The sequence below is a fragment of the Acidovorax sp. NPDC077693 genome, assembly GCF_044542805.1.
In the GTDB taxonomy this organism is placed as follows: domain Bacteria; phylum Pseudomonadota; class Gammaproteobacteria; order Burkholderiales; family Burkholderiaceae_C; genus Acidovorax.
Window position 1 is genome coordinate 184,118 of sequence record NZ_JBITVD010000011.1, and the last position, 20,140, is coordinate 204,257.

The following is a 20,140-nucleotide window of genomic DNA, read 5'->3' on the forward strand; positions in this document are numbered from 1 at the left end:
TGGCACTGCACCGGCCGACAGCGTGGGTCCAGTCCCATATGGATTGGCCTCTTGGCGGGACGTACCCTAAGCTGGAGAACCATGAAACCAAACATCGCGATCAGCGGCCAGATGTCCCCGCGAGTGTTCATACTCATCTTGAGAGGGATCAACCTAAATTGACCGTTACAGGTGGACACGTAGTAGACAATAAGTAATCCAGACTCCTAGAGCCTTCGTACATGCCGTATCCTGCTCCGCCGGATCCTTTTCTCACCATTGCTGCGAGTGATCTAACACTGGACCCGACTCTTTCTGCCCTTTGCGCCGGGTATGCGGGCACAAAGTGGCGTGGAGAGGCTCTTGCGGAACACGCTATGGAGTGGCTGCCGGAGTTTTGCCTCGCCGCTGATGAACTCGACCAGCTTAAGCCTGGAAACGCTCTTCGTCTGATCCGGAAAGCTGCTGGACTTGTCTACCAGACCGACAAGTACAAGCATCGCGGCGAGTTCGGTGAGCTTTTTCTACACATCGCGTTGCGCCAAATCTACCAATCGGTGCCGGCGATTAGCAAGATGTACTGGAAAGATTCCGTGAACGGAACAGTGAAAGGCTACGACGCCGTCCACGTGGTCGAGGTTGGGGGGAAGCTCGAGCTCTGGATTGGTGAGGTGAAGTTCTACGACAACGCTACGAGCGCGGTTAGAGATGTTGCCAAGGAGATTTTGGACCACACGCGCATCAACTATATGGAGAACGAGGTCGCGCTGATCGCAAACAAGCTCGACAAGTCGTCGCCTCATTACGCGAAGCTTTCGAAACTGCTGCATAAGAACACCTCGATTGACGAGGTGTTTGACGCCGCGTGCGTCCCGGTGCTAATCACCTACGACAGCGCGGCCCTAAAGAGCCATACCAAGACAACGGCGCAGTATGTTCAAGCGCTGAAGGCGGAGGCAAGTTCGATTCAAGCGAAGCTGAGTGCAAAGCTCAAGCCGATGAATTTGCCGGTCCGCGTCCATTTGTTCGTCATTCCATTGAACTCCAAGGCGAGCTTGGTCAAGCAGCTTGACGGCGAGTTGAAAAGGCTCCAGTGATGCTCAGCGAGAACGAGGTCACCCGGATCCTTCGTGCTGGCGAAGCGAAGCCAGACAACGCATTCGAGATCCTTCAGTCACTGTGCTGGCAGGCGAGCCGCGTCCAGGAATCTGCACAGCCGCACGTGCAGGAGCTTGTTCTCCGTGCGCTTGACCAGCGCGAAGCCTTTCGGAACTGCGGTGACATGCTCAATGGCCTGGTGCGGCACCTGGGTCTTTACCCGTACCTGGACGCCAAAGAGCTGGGGCTCAAGGACGCAATCGCGCGCGAGCTTCATCGACCCTCAGTCATGGCGGGCGAGCTCCAAGACGGGCAGGAAGAGAATCTGGAGAGCGAGAAGGGATTGGTGTTCCACCGGGTTCAAGCAGAGGTGTTTCGCCTGCTGCTGAACGGTGAGAGCGTCATCCTGAGCGCGCCCACCAGCTTCGGCAAGAGCACCCTCATCGACGCGCTCATCGACACCGGCAAGTTCTCCAACATCGTCATCGTAGTGCCGACGATCGCTCTCATCGACGAGACACGCCGGCGTTTGGTCGCATACAAGCAGACGCACAAAGTCATCACCCATGCAAGCCAAGCGCTAGCCCGGCAGAACGTCTTCGTGCTGACGCAGGAGCGCGCAGTCGACTTTCCCGACCTGCCGGACATCGACCTATTCGTCCTAGATGAGTTTTACAAGCTGGACCCTCGAGGGGACGCGCAGCGGGCGATGACGCTCAACCACGCGTTTTATAAGCTGACTAAGAAGGCCAAGCAGTTCTACCTGCTCGGTCCGAACATCGACGGCGTGCCACCGGGTTTCCCCCAGCGCTTCCGAAGCCAATTCATCCGCACCGACTTCGCCACCGTCGTGACAGAGCTGATCCCTGTCACCTCACAGCCCGGGCAGGAGATGGAGCGGCTGCTGTCGCTGTGTAGGGAGTTGAAGGGCCCCACGCTGGTCTATTGCTCGTCACCGGGACGTGTGCGCAAGGTCACCGAGCTGCTGGCGAAAGAGCGCCCCAACTGGAAGATTGGGATGGCGGACGCAGCCAAGTGGACTGCTCAGCACTACCACCCTGACTGGACCCTCGTCAAAGGCTTCAAGAGCGGCGTCGGTATGCATCACGGGCGTATGCCGCGAGCGCTGGCACAGCTCAGCGTCAAAGGGTTCAACGAAGGCGAGCTGGACTTCCTTGTCTGCACCTCCACGCTGATCGAAGGCGTCAACACGAAGGCCAAGAACGTCGTCATCTTTGACCACAAGATTGGCGCCCCCGCCCGAACCCTGGACTACTTCACGTTCAACAACATCCGCGGCCGGTCGGGCCGGATGTTCAAGCACTTCATTGGCAAGGTTTTCGTCTTCGAAGACCCGCCGCAGCCCAACCTGCCTTTCGTCGAAATACCTGTCTTCTCTCAGGAGGAGAATCTGGCGACGGACGGCCTGTTGATCCAGATTGAGGAGCCGGACCTAGCAGAGGCTGCAAGCAAGCGCCTGGAGCCGCTGAGGCAGCAGCAGATTCTGAGCTGGGACGTTCTGCGTCAGAACTCGGGCATCGAGCCGGCGGATCAGCTCTCGCTCGCAAGGCACATCCTGGATACACCCCGGACGCTGAATGAACTGGGATGGTCGGGGTTCCCGGACTGGGAGCAGCTGGTGCTGCTGTGCGAGGTCATCTGGAAGCATCTTGTCCACGAAAGCGGCCGCGTGAATGGCGTCAGCTCAGGACGGCAGCTGGCATTCCGGCTGTGGCAGCTCCGGAACACCCCGTTGAAGGAGCTGATAGCCAATGAGATGAACGGCAAGAAGCAAAAGGAGCCCGACGACGCGGTCGAGGATGTGCTGGAGTTCATCCGTCAGTGGCCAACCTACCGCTTCCCCAAACTGGCCATGGCGGTCAGCCGGATTCACCACGAAGTAGCTCAGCGCAAGGGCCGGACCAAGCTCGCCAACTACGCCGCCTACGTCGGTCAGCTGGAGAGCCTGTTCTCAGACCCAGCCTTGAGCGCCCTCGATGAGTACGGCTTGCCCTTCCCGCTAGCGAAGAAGCTTGAGTCAAGGCTGGCGGCCGGTGGTTCCCTGGATGCATCACTGCGCAAGCTGGCTGCACTGCGCCTGGAGACCGTGCCCCAGCTGAGTCAATTCGAGCGGCAGCTCGTGGAAGACGTCAAGAAATCTATTTAGAGCGAAGGTCGCGCCCTGCGCCAGGCTGCATCAGCGCGGCATATCGCAAGGACAAAGAGCTGCTCGCAGGTCAGCGATACGAGGAGGTATCACCCATGTCAACTACGTTCGGGTTGCCCAAGCGGATAACCAAAACCACCCTGTCGCAGTACCTGCGCACCAAGTGCGACAGGCAGCTCTTCCTGTCCCTGCACATTCCCAAGGTACTCGAGGATGCGGGGCTTCCCGAGCCGATGCCAGCTCGTCCAAGCGTGGGCGTGCTGCAGACCGAGGGTCGGAACTTCGAGGAGCTGCGAAACGACAAGCTGATCGCAGCTTTCGGCTCCGCAGTATTGTTCTCGAAGGGCAAGAACGGCCAACCGAAACAGGAGCCTTTGGGCGACCTGCTTTCCTCGGCGTCCGCCAATCCGACTTTCCTGCTGCAGGGGAAGATTGAGCCCAAGCACTTCCAGACAAGAGTACTCACGAACCTAGGAGTTCCTGCGCATCAGCAGGGCTTGATTCCGCCGATGGACGGCCTGATTCCGGACATCGTCATCGTTCGACAGCCCCGGCCTGGAGAAGAGGCAGTCACGCCCAAAGGTGGGCGCCGCCCCCTTGGTGCTGACGACAACAACCGCCGAGCGCTCGTCGTCATCGACGTCAAGCACACCTCTGAAGCGAACCCCAGCTACTCGGCGGAGGTCGCGCTCTACGCCGTGATGATCGCGAACTGGCTGGAGGAGACGGGCAACGACAAGCACTTCTTCGTCGCAACCGGGTGCGCGCTTTGGACACGGTTCAAAGAAGGCGAGTCAGTCTTCGACGTGGAGTGCTCCAAGACTCCTGTCCCGCCAGCGGCCAAGCTTCTCGAGGCGCTGACGGCCGACTGCGAAGACGCGAACTTGAGGTTCTACCTTCCCACGGTCTTGCGCTTCTTCCGCGAAGATCTGCCGCGGGTCGTGTCCACCGGTGACGCCAAGGCAGATGGCTGGAGGAACCTGGAGTGGCATGTCGACTCCCGCTGTTCATCATGCGACTTCCTTGGATATGCCCGCTGGGTGCCATCCGACTTCAAGCTCAAGCTCGCAGCGAAGCCAGACCACTACTGCCATCCGGGCGCTGAGCTCACGCAGCACTTGAGTCGCATTGCAGGCATGACCCGCGGTGGCCGCAAGATGCTCTACACCGCGTCCATCAGTACGACACAGGCAATTGCGGCGACCACTGGTCTGGAGCCCGTGTACGCCATGCACACGTTCTTGAAACGGGAAGGCGCGAAGCTTCCAGCCCGAGCGAACGCTCTGGCTAACAACACCCTGGATGTCGATACTGCCGCGCTGCTCGCGACGCTAGCGCCCTTCCCGAACCTGACGCTATCGGTGGCGGTCAACTTCGACCCAAGCTCCGGCCTGCTGACGGGACTCGGCCTTGGTGGCGGAGCGACCGCCTTCGCTCCTGGCAAGTCGCCGCTATTCTGGAAGCACCAGGGCTTCGTGGTCGACCAGAAGTCTCTCGCCGCCGAGTGGACCGAACTGAAGTCCTTCCTGTCGACCCTGTCGGACTACATCGACCAAGCCAACACCTACGTCCTCGGGCTCGGCAAGACATCGCTGAAGGGTCAGATCGCGTTCTGGGAAGCCCGTCAGTACCAAGAGCTGTGTAACGCCGTCGGTCGGCATCTACCCAAGGTACTGGCCTTGACCGATCAGAAGCAGCGCGCCCTTGCTTGGATGTTCCCGCCGGAAGATCTCATGGAGAAGGAGGCAGGAGCGGTTCCGCCCTGCATCGTCTTCATTGACGAGATCGTGCGTCGGGTCATCTTTGCGCCTGTGCCGCATGTGATCACCCTCTTTGACACCGCAGAGCATTATCGCGCGTCGACCTTCAACCCTGTCGAGAAGGACGCGTTCTATCGGGAGTTCCTGACCAACGGCATTCCCAGGGAGCGCATCTACGAGATCTGGAGCAACGAGCCGGAGATTCATCGCGGCAAGCAGATGAAGACGCGGAACACGGTCATTGCCGAGTACGTCAGCGCACTGGCCAGGCAGTCTGCCTCCATCGCCACCATTGCTGACAAGCTGCGAGCCGACTTCAAAGGAAATATCAAAGCTGGCAACCCTAAGATTGACCTGTCCAACCCCAAGGGTGCAACGAGCGTGGCCTTCGACGCAAAGATGTGGATTTGGTGGGACAAGCTCAGCCTGGCCACTCAACGCGCCGAAGCTCATCAACGACTGGCCTTGGACGCGCAGGCCTTGGAGGCGAACTACGAGGCTCTTCGACTGCGCAACGGCGTCAGGGTCCCAAATACGGACATCTGGGAGTTTGACGTTCGGCCCACCTCTACCGAAACCAAGCTGGAAGACGGCACGGGCTATCTGGCCATCGGCCTGGAATCCGGACCAGGCTTCCCTCTGACGTCAGCGAAGGACCACTTCCAGGGGGTCTATCCCTACTACGGCGGGGAGCAAGGGGACATGTCGATGCCGCTATACAGCATCATCCAGGCAACGCTCATATCCTTGGATCGGGTTGCCAAGCGGGCGCGAGTTCTTTTCCAAGCGCCTAGGGCTGGGGCGATGCTTCCGTACCTTCAGAAGCACAAGGTGCTTGACCTGTCGTCAGAGATCTTCCTGACGACCGGCAAGTCCAGCTTCGATTGGTCGGAGTACAGCACCAAGATCTTCAAGGAGCTTGGCAGGCCCGCAATCGCGAAGCCAGACCCAATCGCAGCAAAGGCGATGGGGGCGACTTCAACAGGCCCGTCCGGCAATGACGGGGCAAAGCCGCTTGCCAGGATCTTGTGGGACGCGCCAACCATGCAGGCCGAGGCAGTGCTGCCTGCGGCACAAGCCGGGGGACTGGCCAAGGCTGCTGCACTGACACACGGTCTGAACCCCAGCCAGGAAGCGGCTATTGCCCATGCACTTGAGCGCGCGCTCACTGTCGTGTGGGGACCGCCTGGCACCGGCAAGACTAAGACGCTTGCGGCGTATGTCCATGCACTCGCTTCGCATGCTGCGTCGAACGGCAAGGGCATCAAGATTCTGCTGAGCGCATTCACGTTCAAGGCCGTCGAAGAGCTCGTGGGGCGAGTCATCAAACTCCTCGACGCGGACGCTTCGTTCAACAGTTCGGTGTTTGTCGGCTACTCGAAGGGACGTCAGCACTTGTCGCTCTCCCCGACCGGCGCACATCTGAGAGCCAGGACGCTGGATATTCACAAAGACGATCAGGTCTATAACGACGAGTGCCTACCAAGCCTTGCGACACCAGGCGCAATCACCATCATCGCAACAGGTGCGATGCAGGCCTACAAGTTCGGCCAGACGCTGTACGACAAGAAGATGGTGGCGCCCGTTTTCGACGTCGTGGTCATTGACGAAAGCTCGCAGGTGGAGGTCACCCGAGCCATCGCACCGCTTGGCGCGCTGAAGGGTGGCGGCCGAGCCGTCATCGCCGGAGACCATTTGCAAATGCCGCCGATCGCGTCCCTCGAGCCTCCGGTGGGAGCCGAATACCTGGTGGGTAGCATCCAGGCGTACCTTCTCGGGCGCGACTTCGGTACGAAGGTCACCACCTGCAACCTGACCGAGAACTACCGCTCCCACGAGGACATCGTCGCGTACGCACGCGGCATCGGTTACCCGCCACAGCTGTCGGCACACTTTAAGCAGACCGCAGTCCATCCTCTTTCAGTGGTCCCCGGTCCATCGTTCGGGTTCCCCGCGACGCTGCCTTACTGGCCGGAGCTGCAGAAGATGGTGGGTACGGCACCGGCGGTAATGACACTGCTCCACGACGACGACCTTTCATCGCAAGGCAACGAGGTTGAAGCATTGCTTGTTGCCTCGCTGGTCTGGAGCCTGCGTGAGACGCTCAGTGCTGAGCTGGACGGGCAGAAGCCGAGCGTGACTCATGCCGCGCCAATGGCCGATCAGTTCTGGGCAAATTCGGTCGGCATCGTGACGCCGCATCGTGCCCAGCGTGCCTTGGTCATCAGGGAGCTGACGAAGCTGTGGCCTGGCGAGGCGGCGCTGATTGACGAAGCCGTCGATACCGTCGAGAAGTTCCAGGGTGGGGAGCGCCACGTCATCATCGTGTCGTTCGGAGTCGCAGATGCCGACGTCATCGCCGGCGAAGAAGCGTTCCTGATGCAGCTGCAACGAACGAACGTCGCGATCTCCCGAGCGATGGCCAAGTGCATCGTCATCATGCCGACCACCCTGGCTGGCCACGTGCCGCAGGACAAGAAGGCGCTTCTGACGGCTCACGCCATCAAGGACTACGTGGACGACTTCTGCAACCAGGAGCAGCTCATCAACATCCAACTGCCGAACGGCACTACGCGCGGGGGGAAGCTTCGCTTTAAAGCTTGAGCGCAGGGCCGACCATGAACGACGTCACCGCTACCAGCACTGGCACTAGCATGAGCCACCTCGTCACGGCGCTCAACACCATCAGCAGCCGATACCTTGCCGATACAAGGCAGGTTGACGAGACGGGTCTCAGCCAACAGAGATGGCGCCGCCGAGGCGAGGACACTCCATCCAGTGTCCTAGCCCTGGAAAGTATCTTCCAAGACTGGTTACGCGATTCCATTTCTTCGCGAGCCGCTGCTTACGTGGTCAAGTCCTCCGCTGGACAGCTAGGCCGACGCTATACGCTTATCCCGTATGCAATGATCTTGCGCCGGGACGTTACCCAGTCACCGACACATGGTGTCTACATCGCACTGTTGTTCGACGAGCACTGCCGGCACCTCTGGATCACGTTGAACCAGGGTATTTCTCAGTTTCGGGATCGCTTCGGGCCAAGCCGGTCGTTCGAAGCGCTACGCCAGGGGGCCAGCCTGCTTGCGGAGCTTATGTCGGCGCCCGACGGCTTTGATCGAGGCCCGGTAGACCTTGCTGCCAGATACCCCTATGGCCAGGCCTATGAAGTGGGCGCGGTGTATGGCCGTTGCTTCGAGCTCGAGCGATTCGATGAATCGCGGGCCAGAACCTTCGCAGAAGCGTTGGGCAACCTGCTTGGCCTCTACGAGACCATGCCCCTGGAACTCGCCCAAGATCCGTCGTTTGCCGGCGCCGTAGGCGCTGCAGCCGACGACGAGCGGGTGTTTCAGGAGATGGCGAATCAAAAGTCGTCCACGGTGCCGTCAATCGAAATTCAAGATGTGATCAAGCCACCACCCAAGCGCTTGATGCTTGACTCTCGCTTTGTGTATCAGCGCAATCCGTCAGTCGCCGCGACTGCGCTGCACTTGGCTGGACACTGCTGCGAGGCTGACTGCGGGACCAGTCCGTTTGTCGCCAGCGCCACAGGACTTCCGTACATCGAAGCGCACCACCTCATTCCGTTGAGCCAGCAAGGAAGCTTTCCGGATGCGAGCCTCGATGTGCCTGCGAACGTCGTGGCGCTCTGCGCTGGCTGTCACGCAAAAATCCACCTTGCTGTCAAAACTGCCAGAGAGCCGTTGCTGGACGCCTTGCACGCCAAACGCTCAGAACGTCTGCGACGCAGTGGGATCGAGTGCAGTCTTCTCCAACTCAAACGGATGTACCGCCGTCATTGACGGCCTTGTCTCCTCGGAGCCCAGATCAAATCGTCTTCCACAAGAAACACGACTGGATTGGCCATCTTTGGGCATGCGAAGTCCAAGCCGACCCCAATACCATCCGGAGCCGGGGTTCCTACCGCAATTGTTTCGTGGTCTGCCCCGTGCAACCGAAGACTTTGAATTCGCCCCACCTAGCGGCCCCTGATGGCCTATCCACGAAGATCGGCTGTCCAACAACAAGGTCAAATCCGGGTGGGAGGGTGTGCAGAATTTTGTGTAAACGGACAATCCACCGCCGGCGCGAGCCGGCTTGTCCGTAAGCACAATGACATCCAAGAAGCACGAAGTACCCGAACAACTGTTGGCCAGCCTGCTGGCCGACTACAAGAAGCCTGAATACCTGATTGGCGAGAACGGCCTGCTCAAACAGTTGACCAAGCTGCTGGTGGAGAAGGCGTTGGACGCTGAGCTGACAGAGCACCTCGGCCACGAACGCCACCAGACGGTGGCCAACCCTGGCGGCAATACCCGCAACGGTAAGAGCAGGAAGACGCTCAAGGGCGAGTTTGGCGAACTGCCCATCGAGGTACCCCGCGACCGCCACGGCAGCTTTGAGCCGCAGCTGATCCCCAAACACCAGACCCGCTGGGGCGGCTTCGACGACAAGATCATCTCGCTGTACGCGCGCGGCATGACGGTTCGTGAGATTCAGGCCCACCTGCAGGAGATGTACGGCACCGAGGTCTCGCCCAGTCTGATCTCCTCGGTGACCGACGCCGTCAGCGACGAGGTCAAGGCCTAGCAGGCCCGGCCGCTGGACCCCATCTATCCCATCGTCTACCTGGACTGCATCCACGTGAAGGTACGCGAGGGCGCTGTGCGGGTCAAGGCGGTGTACCTGGCCATCGACATCACCATGAACGGCGAGAAGGAGGTGCTGGGCCTGTGGCTGGCACAGACCGAGGGTGCCAAGTTCTGGCTGCAGGTCGTGACCGAGTTGCGCAACCGGGGCCGTGCAGGACATCTTCATCGCCTGCGTCGATGGGCTCAAGGGCTTCCCCGACGCCATCGAGGCGGTGTTCCCCAAGGCGGTGGTTCAGCTATGCATCCTGCACATGGTGCGCCACAGCTTGAACTACGTCTCGTGGAAGCGCCGCCCCGAGGTGGCCGCCGATCTGCAGCACATCTACCAGGCTGCGACCGCCGAGCAGGCCGAGCTTCGCCTGGGTGAATTCGAAGTCAAATGGGACGCGGATACCTGCCAATAGGTCAATCCTGGCGCAGGAACTGGAGCCGGCTGATTCCGTTCTTCGACTACCCGCCGGAAATCCGCAAGGTCATCTACACCACCAACGCCATCGAGTCGGTGAACATGAGCTTGCGCAAGCTGATCAAGAACCGGGGCTCGTTCCCCAGCGACGAGGCGCTGACCAAGCTGTTCTATCTGGCCCTGCGCAACATCAGCCAGAAGTGGACCATGCCCATCCGGGATTGGAAGGCAGCGCTGACCCGCTTTACCATTCAGTTTGGAGATCGCATCTCCGTCAACTGAAGTCCGAGCCGATTACACAAAAATTCGGACACGCCCCGCTACCTTCACTTCCGAAGCTTCTCGACGAATAGGAGCAATGACGCCGTAGCCGTGCATGCCCCGTGCGGCTCAATCAATGTCTGACGACGTGGAAATCGTACTCGTCGCAGGCACCCGACCCCGCACGCATCTGCTGAGCTTGTCGCTTGCCGGAGTGCGCAGAGGAAGCGTTTCGGGCTGACTTGACCTTGAAGGCAACGCCTGAGGACTCAAACGACTTGTGCATCAACACTTTTGCATCGACCTTCGCCGAAGGAATCACACCAAAGCGGATGTACATATGCAGCTCATCAGCGTCCGTGTCCGCCATGTTGGCCCATACCTTGCCTAAGGAACTGGCAAAAACGTCCTGTCCCGTGTGTTCCAGCTGCACGCCAGCGCTGTAGTCCACGGTCGCAGGTCCACCCAAGAACCAGTTACGCAGCCACTGGTCTTGCACATAGGTGCGCATTCCATAGTAGGGGGGAGATGTCACCACCACTGAATGGTTTCGACCCGATGGAAGGCTCGCTGCAACCGTCGAGTCGCCGCGCACGACATTAGTGTGTGCGGCCTTGGGCAACGCTTTGGATGCGGCGATGAGCTTTAGCTTGCGCTCAAGGACCCCGACAACGTCAACCTCAGGGGCGACCATATTCCGTTTGGCCCAGAAGTCCACCGCATAGTCGGGCTTGGGCGCAAAGGTGCGCGGCATCTGATTCGAGAAATACGAGGATGCGCCGCTAACCAATAGCGGACCGTGCAGGCACCCCAAGACGGCGGCCTTCAGCATTACCGTCTCATCGGTGTCCTCGATCTCGAGAAGCCCCTCTCGTAACGCGCAGATTTGCTGCAGCGTCTTGCGGTGATACGCCGCCTTGAAGAACTTGCTTTGCGGAACATGCTCGGGCTTGATCGCAAGAATCAGTAACTGGGCCAGACACAGCGCGTCCTCGGCCGTGGAGTTGGAAAGCTTTGCCTTCGCGATTGCCACAGCGACCGGCGACGTATCGATGCCCCAGCTTTCAAGTCCAAGAGTGCGTGCGGCGAATAGCGTCGTACCCCGACCACAAAATGGATCCACAACTACCGGCTTTGCCGCCCGATGCTTCCGAAGAACCTTCAGCGGGTATTCCAAAGGGAACATCGTGAAGTACGGGCAGATGGCGTTTAGCGCAAAGGAGGGGTTGTAGGCAAGAGGGCGCATTGGGGAAAATTCGCAGTGCTTCAAGTGTAGTCGCCGATGGCTATCTGCGACAGGAGATCCCCTTGCCGCTCATTTAACCGTCACAGTCCCTTGGATTCGCAGGCCAGTACCGCGTCGCCGAAAAGCGGATGCTGGTGGATTCCGCTCTCAGCCTTGAGCGAGCACCCGGAACCCTCAAAAGCGAGAACCCCGGGCCCAAGTCGAAGCGCAGACCTTGGCTGCCATGCGGCAAGGGCGCCTCACAAACGGCCAAGGCAATTCCCCGGCGCCCTGTACAGCTCCAGGCAAAACTCAACATAAGTACTGAATGAGTTGCGGGGCGATTCACCCGCTGAGCGGGTCGCATGCCTGCGCCTCTAAAGCGGAAGCCTGGGGTTAATAGTCCATCTCAAGGGGTACAGAACGCACGCATGGAGCATTGCTCTACACATCCAGTTCGCGCCGCTCCTCCCCCTGTTCATCGGGCTGCTGCTTCGCGGAAGTCACCTCGCTGGACGGACCCACTCTGCGAAAACCCCGGTCCCGCGCCATGAACGCCTCCAGCATGTGCGGAACGAGTGCCATTGCATCCACCGCCTCCCCATAGGTCTGCGCATGCAGTACTGCGTACCGGTCCAGATCCGCCTTGAGACTTGTTGTGCAGGTGAATGTCAGCTTGATGCTCTCCATCCTGGGCAGCGGCCCCAGCCGCAATTTCCTCGGAGTGCTCATCGCGCCCCTCCTCTGCCGCCATTGACGAACAACGGCTGATAAGGCCGCAGCACCAGATCCCGGTTCACGATCACCCGCACCGCAAGCCCTGGCCGCGCGGTCAGCGTGGGCTGCAGGTTCAGATTGCGTCGCGTCATCTCCTGCCCCACCTGATTCACGCTGTCCTGCAGCCCATCGCGCCCCGCGATCACGACGCGGTTGCCGTTCTGCCGGTTCTCGGGAGCGGCCAGCTCAGCGCCTACCCCCAGCAAGGTCGTCAGCGCCGCCCCCGCCACAACCCGCCCCCAGTGCCAGTCCACCCCATCCTCCAGTCCAGCGCGCCCTGCCGGATCGATGCCCACGAGGTTGTCGAGCGTGAGCGATGAAGTGTCCGGCAGGACAATGCGGTTCCACACCATCTGCACCCGGCTCTGCCCATAGCTCACCTGGCTGTTGTAGCGACCCAGGATGCGCGAGCCCTGCGGGATCAGCAGGTGCCTCCCAGTGGCCGTGTCGTAGACCGGCTCGGTCACCGTGGCAATCACGTCGCCCGGCAGGTCCGACTGGATCCCCGTCACCAGGGCCGCCGGAATCACCGTCCCGGCCATCACCTGGTAGGGTGAGGCAGGCATCTGCAGGTTTCCTGAATTCCGGGTTTCCGTGGAACCGCCTTTCAGGAAGGCTTCCTTCTGCTCCTGCCGGTTCTGAACAGCCGCGGGATCCGCAGGCTGCGCCGCCGTCGAGGCAGGCCCCGCCGCCAATGGATCGAACCCCGCCAGCCCGGATGCCGCAGGCGCCACCATCGCCACGGACTGCATGGCACCCTGCCCCGCCTGCGCTCCCCCCGTGCGGAAAAACACCGGCGAGCCCGCTGCCGCCTCGGCCTCCTTGCGCAGCGCATCCGCCGGATCATGACCTGGTGGCGCATAGCCCGGCTCCATCGGCCCCTGCGCCTTCACGATGGCCGATCCCAGGTCCCCCGGCAACGGAGGCCCGAGCCTGGGCACCTCTGACGGCCGCAGTCCGCCGTAGTCGGCCGGCAACCGGTCCAGCCCTTCGGACTTCGACACCCGATCGACGTTGTAAAGCTCCGAGGGATTCGCGCCACGCCGGTGGCTGCCCTGCAGCGACCATATGGTGGCGCCCAGTACGGCCGCAGCCAGGGAACCCACGAAAACCGCCAGCATGCGCCGGTTCAGCCGCGTCACGGGTCGCGGCGCGGCACGAAGCGCCACCGATTCGGGAGCAACCTTGGCGGGTTGCGGCGGAGCGGCGGCGTTGGAAGGGTCGCGGCTGTCCATGGTCAAAGCCGTCCACCAACACCGTCCGTGCGCTCGATGCGCACCACGTCGCCATCCCGGCCCCCGCCTCCACCCAGGCGCAGCTCGGCCGCGCCGAACAACCGGTCCACGATGTAGTACGGCGGCCGGAAGCGGTAGTTCACCAGCTGCCCGTCCCCTTGCGCTCCGATCACGAACAGCGGCGGCAGCTCGCCCTGGGCGATGCCCGCCGGGAACTGGATGTAGACCTTCTCTCCATCATCGAAGGCACGCAGCGGCTTCCAGGCCGGATTGCCACCACCGATGGCGTAGCGAAAACGCAGCTTCTCCAGCGACAGACCGCTCTCGATGGGCGCAGCCGCCTGGGCCGCCTGCGCCTGGCGCTGCAGGGCCAGCATCTTGTCCTTCGGGTACTCCCAGGACACCGAGGCCATCCAGGCCTTCTCGGTGGAGGTCAGCTCGACCAAGTAGGTGCGCCGGCTCGTGGTGATAACCAGGTTGGTCTTGAGCCCGGATCGGATCGGCTTGACCAGCACCTTCACGCGCAGCGTCTCGCCAGTCCCGCTGGCCGTGTCGCCCACGATCCAGCGCACGGTGTCGCCGGCCGCGACCGTCACCAGTTCCTCACCGGGCTGCAGCGCGATGGCCGTCACCCTGCCCGGCGCCGCATAGACCTGGTACAGCGCCCCGTCGGTGTAGGGCCAGACCTGGATGGCATTCACGTAGCCCTCGCGCGTGGGTGCCACGCGGGCCTCGGCGTTGGCGCGCGCTACGCGGGCCTTTTCATCGGCGGGCTCGGGGGTGGATTGGGCCTCGCCGCCCTTGGGCAGGGGCTTCATCTGCGCCGGCAGAGGCAGCACCTCGGGCACGGCCACGACCTCGATGGGCTTGGGCGGCTCGGGCAAGGCCTGGGCCTGGATGGGCTCATCGAGCGCGATCGATGGGGGAGGCTTACCCTGGGTTCCGCAGCCCGTGGCCAGGACAGCCAGCAGGACCAGCGGCAGGGCGCGGTAGGGGATTCGTGCATTCATGGTTTCTTCACTCCTTCGCTGGCATCAAGTTCGCGGCTCCAGGACAGGCCGTTGACGTAGATGCCCAATGGGTTCTTGCGCAGGCGCTCCTCGCTGCGCGGGGCCTGCAACACGATGGACAGCACGGCCGTCCAGCGCTCCAGCCCTGCCGCCTCGCCATTGACGTAGCGCCGCTCGGTCCAGCGCACCTGGAACGAGGCATCGCTGGCGCGCACCACGCTGTTGATGGCCACGGTCACCGAGTGCTGCCCGATGCGCGAGAACGGGTCCGCAACCCGCGCGTAGTCATTGAGCGTCGCCGCCCCCTTGTCCGTGGTGTAGTCGTAGGCTTCCAGCCAGTTCTGCCGTACCACGATGGGATCGATGGACAGCGAGCGCACGTCGGTGATGAAGCGCGCCAGGTGAAACGCAATCTGCGCATCGCTGGGCTGGTACGGCGTGGCCGCCTCGCCCACCGCGCGCACCTGCCCGGCCTGGTCCACCTCGATGACGTAGGGTGTCACGATGGACTGGGCCGAGCGCCAGACCAGGCCGCCCGCCATCAAAAGGGCCAGCGCCAGGGAACCAAAGGCCATGAGCCGCCAGTTCCGGGCCTGCACCCGGGCCGAGCCGATGCGCTGGTCCCAGGCCTGTCCGGCAGCCTGGTAGGGGGTGACGGGCTCGGGGGTCTCCGAATACCGCCGCTGGGGTCGTTGGAATCGCATGGCAGCCCTCCTCAAGGATTGGATTCATCGCGCAGGCTGGGAGCAACACCGCCGCCCGCATGGTCGCCGGCACGGATGGCATGCACCGCCGTGGTGGCTGCCTGCGTGGCCTGCTGGCGCCGCCGCATGCGCCGGGCCCAGCCCGGCTCAGACACAGGCGCCGGTGGCGCCGCTTCTTCGGCACTGCCTGCGAAACCGGTCTCCCCAGGGGGCGATGCAGCGTCGGTGACAAACCCCGCAGCCCGGTCCTTCATCGCCTGAACGCCGGCCGCCACCCGCTGGCCCACCGCGCTGGCGCCAGTCTTCGCGGCATGGGCCACGCCAGCACCGGCCGCGCGGACGCCCTCCGCTCCCGAAGCGGCGGCACCAGTCTGGTAAGCCGACTTCACACTGCCCGCCGCAGACTGAGCGGTCCGTGCCACAGTGGCACCTCCACCGATGGCCGCCTTCGCTGCTCCAGGCGCCATGCGCGCACCGGCAGCCACCGCAGAACCCGCACCCGCCACGGCCGCGCCACCAGCAACGGCCAACCCTGCCGCTCCCAGCGCGGTGCCCGCCACCGCACCAGCACCCAGTTGCGGACCACCGGACACCAGTCCAGTCGCGATCCCCGGCCCGAAAATCCCCAGGCCCAGCATCGCCAGCGCCGCCAGCATGATGACCAGCGCATGGTCGATGGATGGCTCGGCTCCCGGTGCCGTGGTGAATTCGGAGAACAGCCCCGAACCAATCCCCACGATCACGGCCAGGACGAGTACCTTGATGCCCGAGGACACCACGTTGCCCAGCACCTTCTCCGCCAGGAAACTGGTCTTGTTCCACAGCGCGAACGGCACCAGCACGAAGCCCGCGAGCGTGGTCAACTTGAACTCCAGCAGCGTCACAAAAAGCTGCACCGAAAGCACGAAGAAGGCCACGATCAACACCAGCCAGGCCAAGAACAGCACGGCGATGGTGTCGAGGTTGGCGAACACCTCGGGAAACCCCACCAGCTCGCTGATCTGCGCCATGATGGGCCGCCCGGCATCAATGCCGACCTTGGCCAGGCGCCCGGGCTGCAGCAGCTGCGCCTGTGTCATCCCGGAACCCGAGGCTGTGAGCCCCAGCCCGGCGAAGGACCGGAACACGATGCCGGCCAGCTGGTTGAAGTTGCCCAGGATGTAGGCGAACGCCCCCACGTACAGCACCTTCTTGACCAGCCGCGCGATCACGTCGTCGCCCTGCCCCGACGCGTGGCTCATCGCCCAGTACAACCCCGCCAGCGTCACATCGATCACCACCAGCGTGGCCGTCAGAAAACGCACCTCGCCGCCCAGCAACCCGAAACCCGAGTCGATGTAGCGCGAGAACACATCCAGGAAGCGGTCGATGACCGCGACGTCGTTCATGGAGCCTTGTCCTGCGCGGCCGATGCCTCGGGCGCGGGAGCCTGAGCCGGCGTGTACGGCGTCCCTCCGCCCATGAAGCGCTGGCGCGTAGCGTCGGCCACGGCGTTGCACTGGGCGTCGCCCACCTTGGCATGGTTGGTCTTGCACTGCGCGCGCAGTTCCTTGAGCCGCGCAGGATCGGCGACCAGGGACTCCGCGGATTCGATGGGGACCGGCTTGCTGCAGCCGGCGAGCACCAACACAACAGCGCCCAGAAGGAACAGCTTGTTCATGGCCTTCCCCTCATTGCCCGTAGAAACCCACGGCCACCGGGGTGTAGGGCGTGCCCTCGCCCTGGAAGCGCCGCCGCACCTCGCGCGCCCGCTCCTGCACCGCCACCTGGCGGGCCTGCTCCAGCGCAGCGGCCCGGTCCTGCGTGATCTGCAGCTGCTGCGCCTGCATGGCTTGGCGCGACTGCAGCGCGAGCAGCTGGTTCGTGGCCTGCATCGCCTGCAGCGCACCCACGGCCGACTGGCTTCGGTTCACCAGATCCGTGAGCGTGCGCTCATCGCTCGCGAAGTTGCGCACCGCCTGCGACTGCACCAGGGTGGCAGTGCGCAGCGCTTCGAGCGACTGCTGCCAGCGCTCACGCGCATCCAGCGCCATCTGCCGGCCCGAGACGGTGGCGGCGTACTCCTTCGGGTAGAGCCGGCGGAATTCGGCCTCCATGTGGGCCACATCGAACGCCAGCCCCTGGGCCTGGCGGATGAGTTCGTTCGTCGCCGCCAGCGCCGCACGCAATTCCCCCAGCGCGCTGTGATCCAGGCTCGCGAGATTGCGAGCCTGGTTCTGCAACTGCTTGATCTGGTTGTTGATCTGCTCCAGCGTGCGCGCGGCCGTGAGCACGTTCTGCGAATAGTTCGAGGGATCGAACACGATGCGCCCGCCGCCCAGGAAGGCCTGGGCGGGCATGGCGGTGCCGAGGGCCAGCGCGGCGGCCAGCGCCAGCGCCGCCTTGCGGCGAAGGAACAGGGACTTCAAAAGCATGGCAGGACTCCTTCAGGTGGTTGGAAACGGTGGAAACGTGGGAATGAGGTCGGCGGCCCAGTCCAGGCCCCGGTGGCGCAGCCAGGCGGCCGCGAAGCCGGACGGCGTGCCAGAATCAAGGAGGGACTCCTGGATCCGGTCCATTGCGCGTTGATCCTCGGGCGAGGACGCCCCCGCGAAGGCCAGCGCCACGGGCCCCAGCCCCAGGTCGAACACCCGGTTGCCCAGCCGCGACTGGTAGTAGTAGTCGCGCTTGGGCGTTGCCTGGGCCACGATCTCGATCTGCCGCCCGTTGAGCCCGAAGCCCTCGTAGACCGCGCGGATCTGCGGCTCGAAGGCCTGCGGGTTGGGCAGAAAAATCCGGCTCGCGCAGCTCTCCACGATGGCCGGCGCGATGCTGGAATCGCGGATGTCGGCCAAGGACTGCGTGGCGAAGACCACCGACACGTTCTTCTTGCGCAGCGTCTTGAGCCACTGGCGAATGCGCGCCGCGAACACCGGGTCGTCCAGGAACAGCCAGGCCTCGTCGAGGATCAGCAGCGTGGGCGCACCGTCGAAGCGCTCCTCGAAGCGCGCAAACAGGTAGGACAGCACGGCCAGCGTGGCCGCGCGGCTGGGCATCAGCTCCTCCATCTCGAAGCACTGCACGGGCGAAGATCCGAGCCGGTCAGCGTCTGCATCGAGCAGTTGCCCATGCGCACCGCCCAGCACATAGGGCTGCAGTGCCTGGCGCAAGGCGTTCGACTGCAGCAGCACTGACAGGCCCGTGAGGGTGCGTTGCTCCAACGGGGCACTGGCGAGGCTGGCCAGGGCCGACCACACGGCGTCGCGCTCGGCCGGCCCCACGGCCACGCCCTCGTGCGCAAGGCGCCCCTCGACCCACTCCGCCGCCCAGGCGCGGTAGCCATCCTGGTCGATGCGCGCCAGCGGCTGGAATGCGATCCGCCCGTCAGGCCCGAGGTCGTAGTGCTCGCCGCCCAGTCCCAACACGGTTGCCCGCATCGAGCGCCCCATGTCGAAGGCCAGGATGCGCCCGCCTGGGTAGCGCCGGAACTGCAGCGCCAGGGTGGCCAACAACACCGACTTGCCCATACCCGTGGGGCCAACCACCAGCGTGTGGCCTACGTCGCCAATGTGCGTGACCAGCCGGAACGGCGTCGCGCCGTCGGTGCGTGTCACGATCAGCGGCGGGCCATCCAGGTGCGCATTGCGCTCCTGCCCCGCCCACACGGCCGACACTGGCATCAGGTGCGCGAGGTTCAGCGTCGAGACAATGGGCTGGCGCACGTTGGCGTACACATGGCCCGGGAGGGAGGACAGCCAGGCCTCGACCGCGTTCAAGGTCTCGGGGATGGTCACAAAGCCCCGCCCCTGGATGGTCCGCTCCACCGCCCGCAGCTTCTCGTCGGCGGCCGTGGCATCCGCATCGAACACCACGACCGTGGCCGTCACATAGCCAAACGCCACCTGGTCACCGCCCAGCGCCTGCAGCGCCGCATCGGCGTCATGCGCCTTGTTGGCGGCATCCGAATCCACCAGCGGGCTCTCCTGCTGGAACACGGTCTCGCGCAGCAGCGCCACGATGTTCTTGCGCTTGGCGAACCACTGGCGGCGCAGGCGGGCCAATTCCTTCTCCGCCTCGGCCTTGTCCAGGCAGAGAAAACGTGTGCACCAGCGGTAGCCAAAGCCCAGTCGATTGAGATCGTCCAGGATCCCCGGCCAGGTCGAGGTCGGAAAACCCCGCACCGTGAGCACCCGCAGGTGCTGGTTCCCGAGCATGGGCGCGAGTCCACCCACCAGCGGCTCGTCGGCCAGCAGCGCGTCGAGGTGCATGGGCGCCTCGGGCCCGGCCACTTCCTGGGAGCGGGTGGACACCGTGCCATGCAGGTAGGTCAACGTCTGGCCATCAGCGAGCCAGCCCAGCTCCGGCACCACGCCATCGAGCAGGTCCAGGAAGCGGTCCGTCTCGGCCACGAAGGCCCCCAGCCGTTCCCGCCAGTCCACGCCCTCGGCCTTGCGGTGCTCGTAGAGCAGGTTGCCCGCGCGCGAACGCGCCTCCTCGGGCGGCAGGTACAGCAGCGTCAGGTGGTATCCGCTCTCGAAATGGCTCTCCGCCTCCTCGAAGGCGGCGCGCCGCTCCTCGTCCACCAGCCAGGACAGCGGCTCCGGGAAACGGGACCGTGGGTAGCCCGCAGCCTCGCGCCGCTCGGCATCGACGAACAGCGCCCAGCCCGAGCCCAGGCGTTTGAGCGCGTTGTTCAGCCGGGCAGAGGTCGCAATGAGCTCACCCGGTGTCGCGCTGTCCAGGTCCGGCCCACGGAAACGCGCGGTGCGCTGGAAGGAACCGTCCTTGTTGAGCACGACCCCGGGCGCGACCAAACCGGCCCAGGGCAGCCAGTCGGCCAGCAGTGCGGGGCGCCTGCGGTATTCAGCGAGGTTCAGCATCGCCTGCCCT

At 63.4% G+C, this 20,140-nt stretch carries 13 protein-coding genes and 1 pseudogene; 5 read left to right on the top strand and 9 right to left on the bottom strand.

The features are described from left to right. The first annotated feature begins 221 nt into the window (after positions 1–221). From ACIGHN_RS17165 to ACIGHN_RS17185, 5 genes and pseudogenes are all read left to right on the top strand, one after another. On the top strand, positions 222–1,076 hold the full coding sequence (locus tag ACIGHN_RS17165; protein WP_396505291.1) for a DUF1837 domain-containing protein: 855 nt from the start codon (positions 222–224) through the stop codon (positions 1,074–1,076). Continuing rightward, positions 1,076–3,244, top strand: a complete 2,169-nt coding sequence (locus ACIGHN_RS17170) for a DEAD/DEAH box helicase (protein ID WP_396505292.1) — start codon at positions 1,076–1,078, stop codon at positions 3,242–3,244. Before ACIGHN_RS17165 ends, ACIGHN_RS17170 begins: the two co-directional genes overlap by 1 nt. Positions 3,245–3,339: 95 nt before the next feature. Beyond that, positions 3,340–7,608: an AAA domain-containing protein gene (locus ACIGHN_RS17175; protein WP_396505293.1), complete on the top strand. Its 4,269-nt coding sequence runs from the start codon at positions 3,340–3,342 to the stop codon at positions 7,606–7,608. 14 nt (positions 7,609–7,622) lie between these two features. Further along, on the top strand, positions 7,623–8,804 hold the full coding sequence (locus tag ACIGHN_RS17180) for an MrcB family domain-containing protein (protein WP_396505294.1): 1,182 nt from the start codon (positions 7,623–7,625) through the stop codon (positions 8,802–8,804). A 310-nt stretch (positions 8,805–9,114) separates the two neighbouring features. Further along, a pseudogene (locus tag ACIGHN_RS17185) lies at positions 9,115–10,341 on the top strand (IS256 family transposase). Positions 10,342–10,453: 112 nt separating this feature from the next. On the opposite strand, the gene ACIGHN_RS17190 reads toward ACIGHN_RS17185, so the two are convergent. From ACIGHN_RS17190 to trbE, 9 genes are all read right to left on the bottom strand, one after another. After that, positions 10,454–11,566 (bottom strand): DNA methyltransferase, encoded by a 1,113-nt coding sequence (locus ACIGHN_RS17190; RefSeq protein WP_396505295.1) that lies wholly within the window; start codon positions 11,564–11,566, stop codon positions 10,454–10,456. Between the two features lie 423 nt (positions 11,567–11,989). Beyond that, complete coding sequence (locus tag ACIGHN_RS17195; RefSeq protein WP_396505296.1) at positions 11,990–12,277, bottom strand: DUF2274 domain-containing protein; 288 nt, start codon at positions 12,275–12,277, stop codon at positions 11,990–11,992. Continuing rightward, positions 12,274–13,557, bottom strand: a complete 1,284-nt coding sequence (locus ACIGHN_RS17200) for a TrbI/VirB10 family protein (RefSeq protein WP_396505297.1) — start codon at positions 13,555–13,557, stop codon at positions 12,274–12,276. Before ACIGHN_RS17200 ends, ACIGHN_RS17195 begins: the two co-directional genes overlap by 4 nt. Before the next feature lie 2 nt (positions 13,558–13,559). Next, positions 13,560–14,567: a P-type conjugative transfer protein TrbG gene (gene trbG, locus ACIGHN_RS17205; RefSeq protein WP_396505298.1), complete on the bottom strand. Its 1,008-nt coding sequence runs from the start codon at positions 14,565–14,567 to the stop codon at positions 13,560–13,562. After that, a complete protein-coding gene (gene trbF, locus ACIGHN_RS17210; protein ID WP_235105359.1) occupies positions 14,564–15,271 on the bottom strand; it encodes a conjugal transfer protein TrbF in 708 nt (235 codons plus the stop codon). The genes trbG and trbF overlap by 4 nt, the downstream gene beginning before the upstream one ends. Before the next feature lie 11 nt (positions 15,272–15,282). After that, positions 15,283–16,659: a P-type conjugative transfer protein TrbL gene (gene trbL, locus ACIGHN_RS17215; protein ID WP_396505299.1), complete on the bottom strand. Its 1,377-nt coding sequence runs from the start codon at positions 16,657–16,659 to the stop codon at positions 15,283–15,285. Beyond that, on the bottom strand, positions 16,656–16,931 hold the full coding sequence (locus ACIGHN_RS17220; RefSeq protein ID WP_396505300.1) for an EexN family lipoprotein: 276 nt from the start codon (positions 16,929–16,931) through the stop codon (positions 16,656–16,658). The genes trbL and ACIGHN_RS17220 overlap by 4 nt, the downstream gene beginning before the upstream one ends. A 10-nt stretch (positions 16,932–16,941) precedes the next feature. Continuing rightward, on the bottom strand, positions 16,942–17,685 hold the full coding sequence (gene trbJ / locus ACIGHN_RS17225) for a P-type conjugative transfer protein TrbJ (protein ID WP_396505301.1): 744 nt from the start codon (positions 17,683–17,685) through the stop codon (positions 16,942–16,944). A gap of 12 nt (positions 17,686–17,697) precedes the next feature. After that, on the bottom strand, positions 17,698–20,130 hold the full coding sequence (gene trbE, locus ACIGHN_RS17230) for a conjugal transfer protein TrbE (protein WP_396505302.1): 2,433 nt from the start codon (positions 20,128–20,130) through the stop codon (positions 17,698–17,700). Positions 20,131–20,140: the final 10 nt, after the last annotated feature.

Bases quoted from the DNA above. Each gene is read 5' to 3' on its own strand.
- ACIGHN_RS17165 (WP_396505291.1), top strand. From the start codon at position 222: ATGCCGTATCCTGCTCCGCCGGATCCTTTTCTCACCATTGCTGCGAGT.
- ACIGHN_RS17170 (WP_396505292.1), top strand. From the start codon at position 1,076: ATGCTCAGCGAGAACGAGGTCACCCGGATCCTTCGTGCTGGCGAAGCG.
- ACIGHN_RS17175 (WP_396505293.1), top strand. From the start codon at position 3,340: ATGTCAACTACGTTCGGGTTGCCCAAGCGGATAACCAAAACCACCCTG.
- ACIGHN_RS17180 (WP_396505294.1), top strand. From the start codon at position 7,623: ATGAACGACGTCACCGCTACCAGCACTGGCACTAGCATGAGCCACCTC.
- ACIGHN_RS17190 (WP_396505295.1), bottom strand. From the start codon at position 11,566: ATGCGCCCTCTTGCCTACAACCCCTCCTTTGCGCTAAACGCCATCTGC.
- ACIGHN_RS17195 (WP_396505296.1), bottom strand. From the start codon at position 12,277: ATGAGCACTCCGAGGAAATTGCGGCTGGGGCCGCTGCCCAGGATGGAG.
- ACIGHN_RS17200 (WP_396505297.1), bottom strand. From the start codon at position 13,557: ATGGACAGCCGCGACCCTTCCAACGCCGCCGCTCCGCCGCAACCCGCC.
- trbG (WP_396505298.1), bottom strand. From the start codon at position 14,567: ATGAATGCACGAATCCCCTACCGCGCCCTGCCGCTGGTCCTGCTGGCT.
- trbF (WP_235105359.1), bottom strand. From the start codon at position 15,271: ATGCGATTCCAACGACCCCAGCGGCGGTATTCGGAGACCCCCGAGCCC.
- trbL (WP_396505299.1), bottom strand. From the start codon at position 16,659: ATGAACGACGTCGCGGTCATCGACCGCTTCCTGGATGTGTTCTCGCGC.
- ACIGHN_RS17220 (WP_396505300.1), bottom strand. From the start codon at position 16,931: ATGAACAAGCTGTTCCTTCTGGGCGCTGTTGTGTTGGTGCTCGCCGGC.
- trbJ (WP_396505301.1), bottom strand. From the start codon at position 17,685: ATGCTTTTGAAGTCCCTGTTCCTTCGCCGCAAGGCGGCGCTGGCGCTG.
- trbE (WP_396505302.1), bottom strand. From the start codon at position 20,130: ATGCTGAACCTCGCTGAATACCGCAGGCGCCCCGCACTGCTGGCCGAC.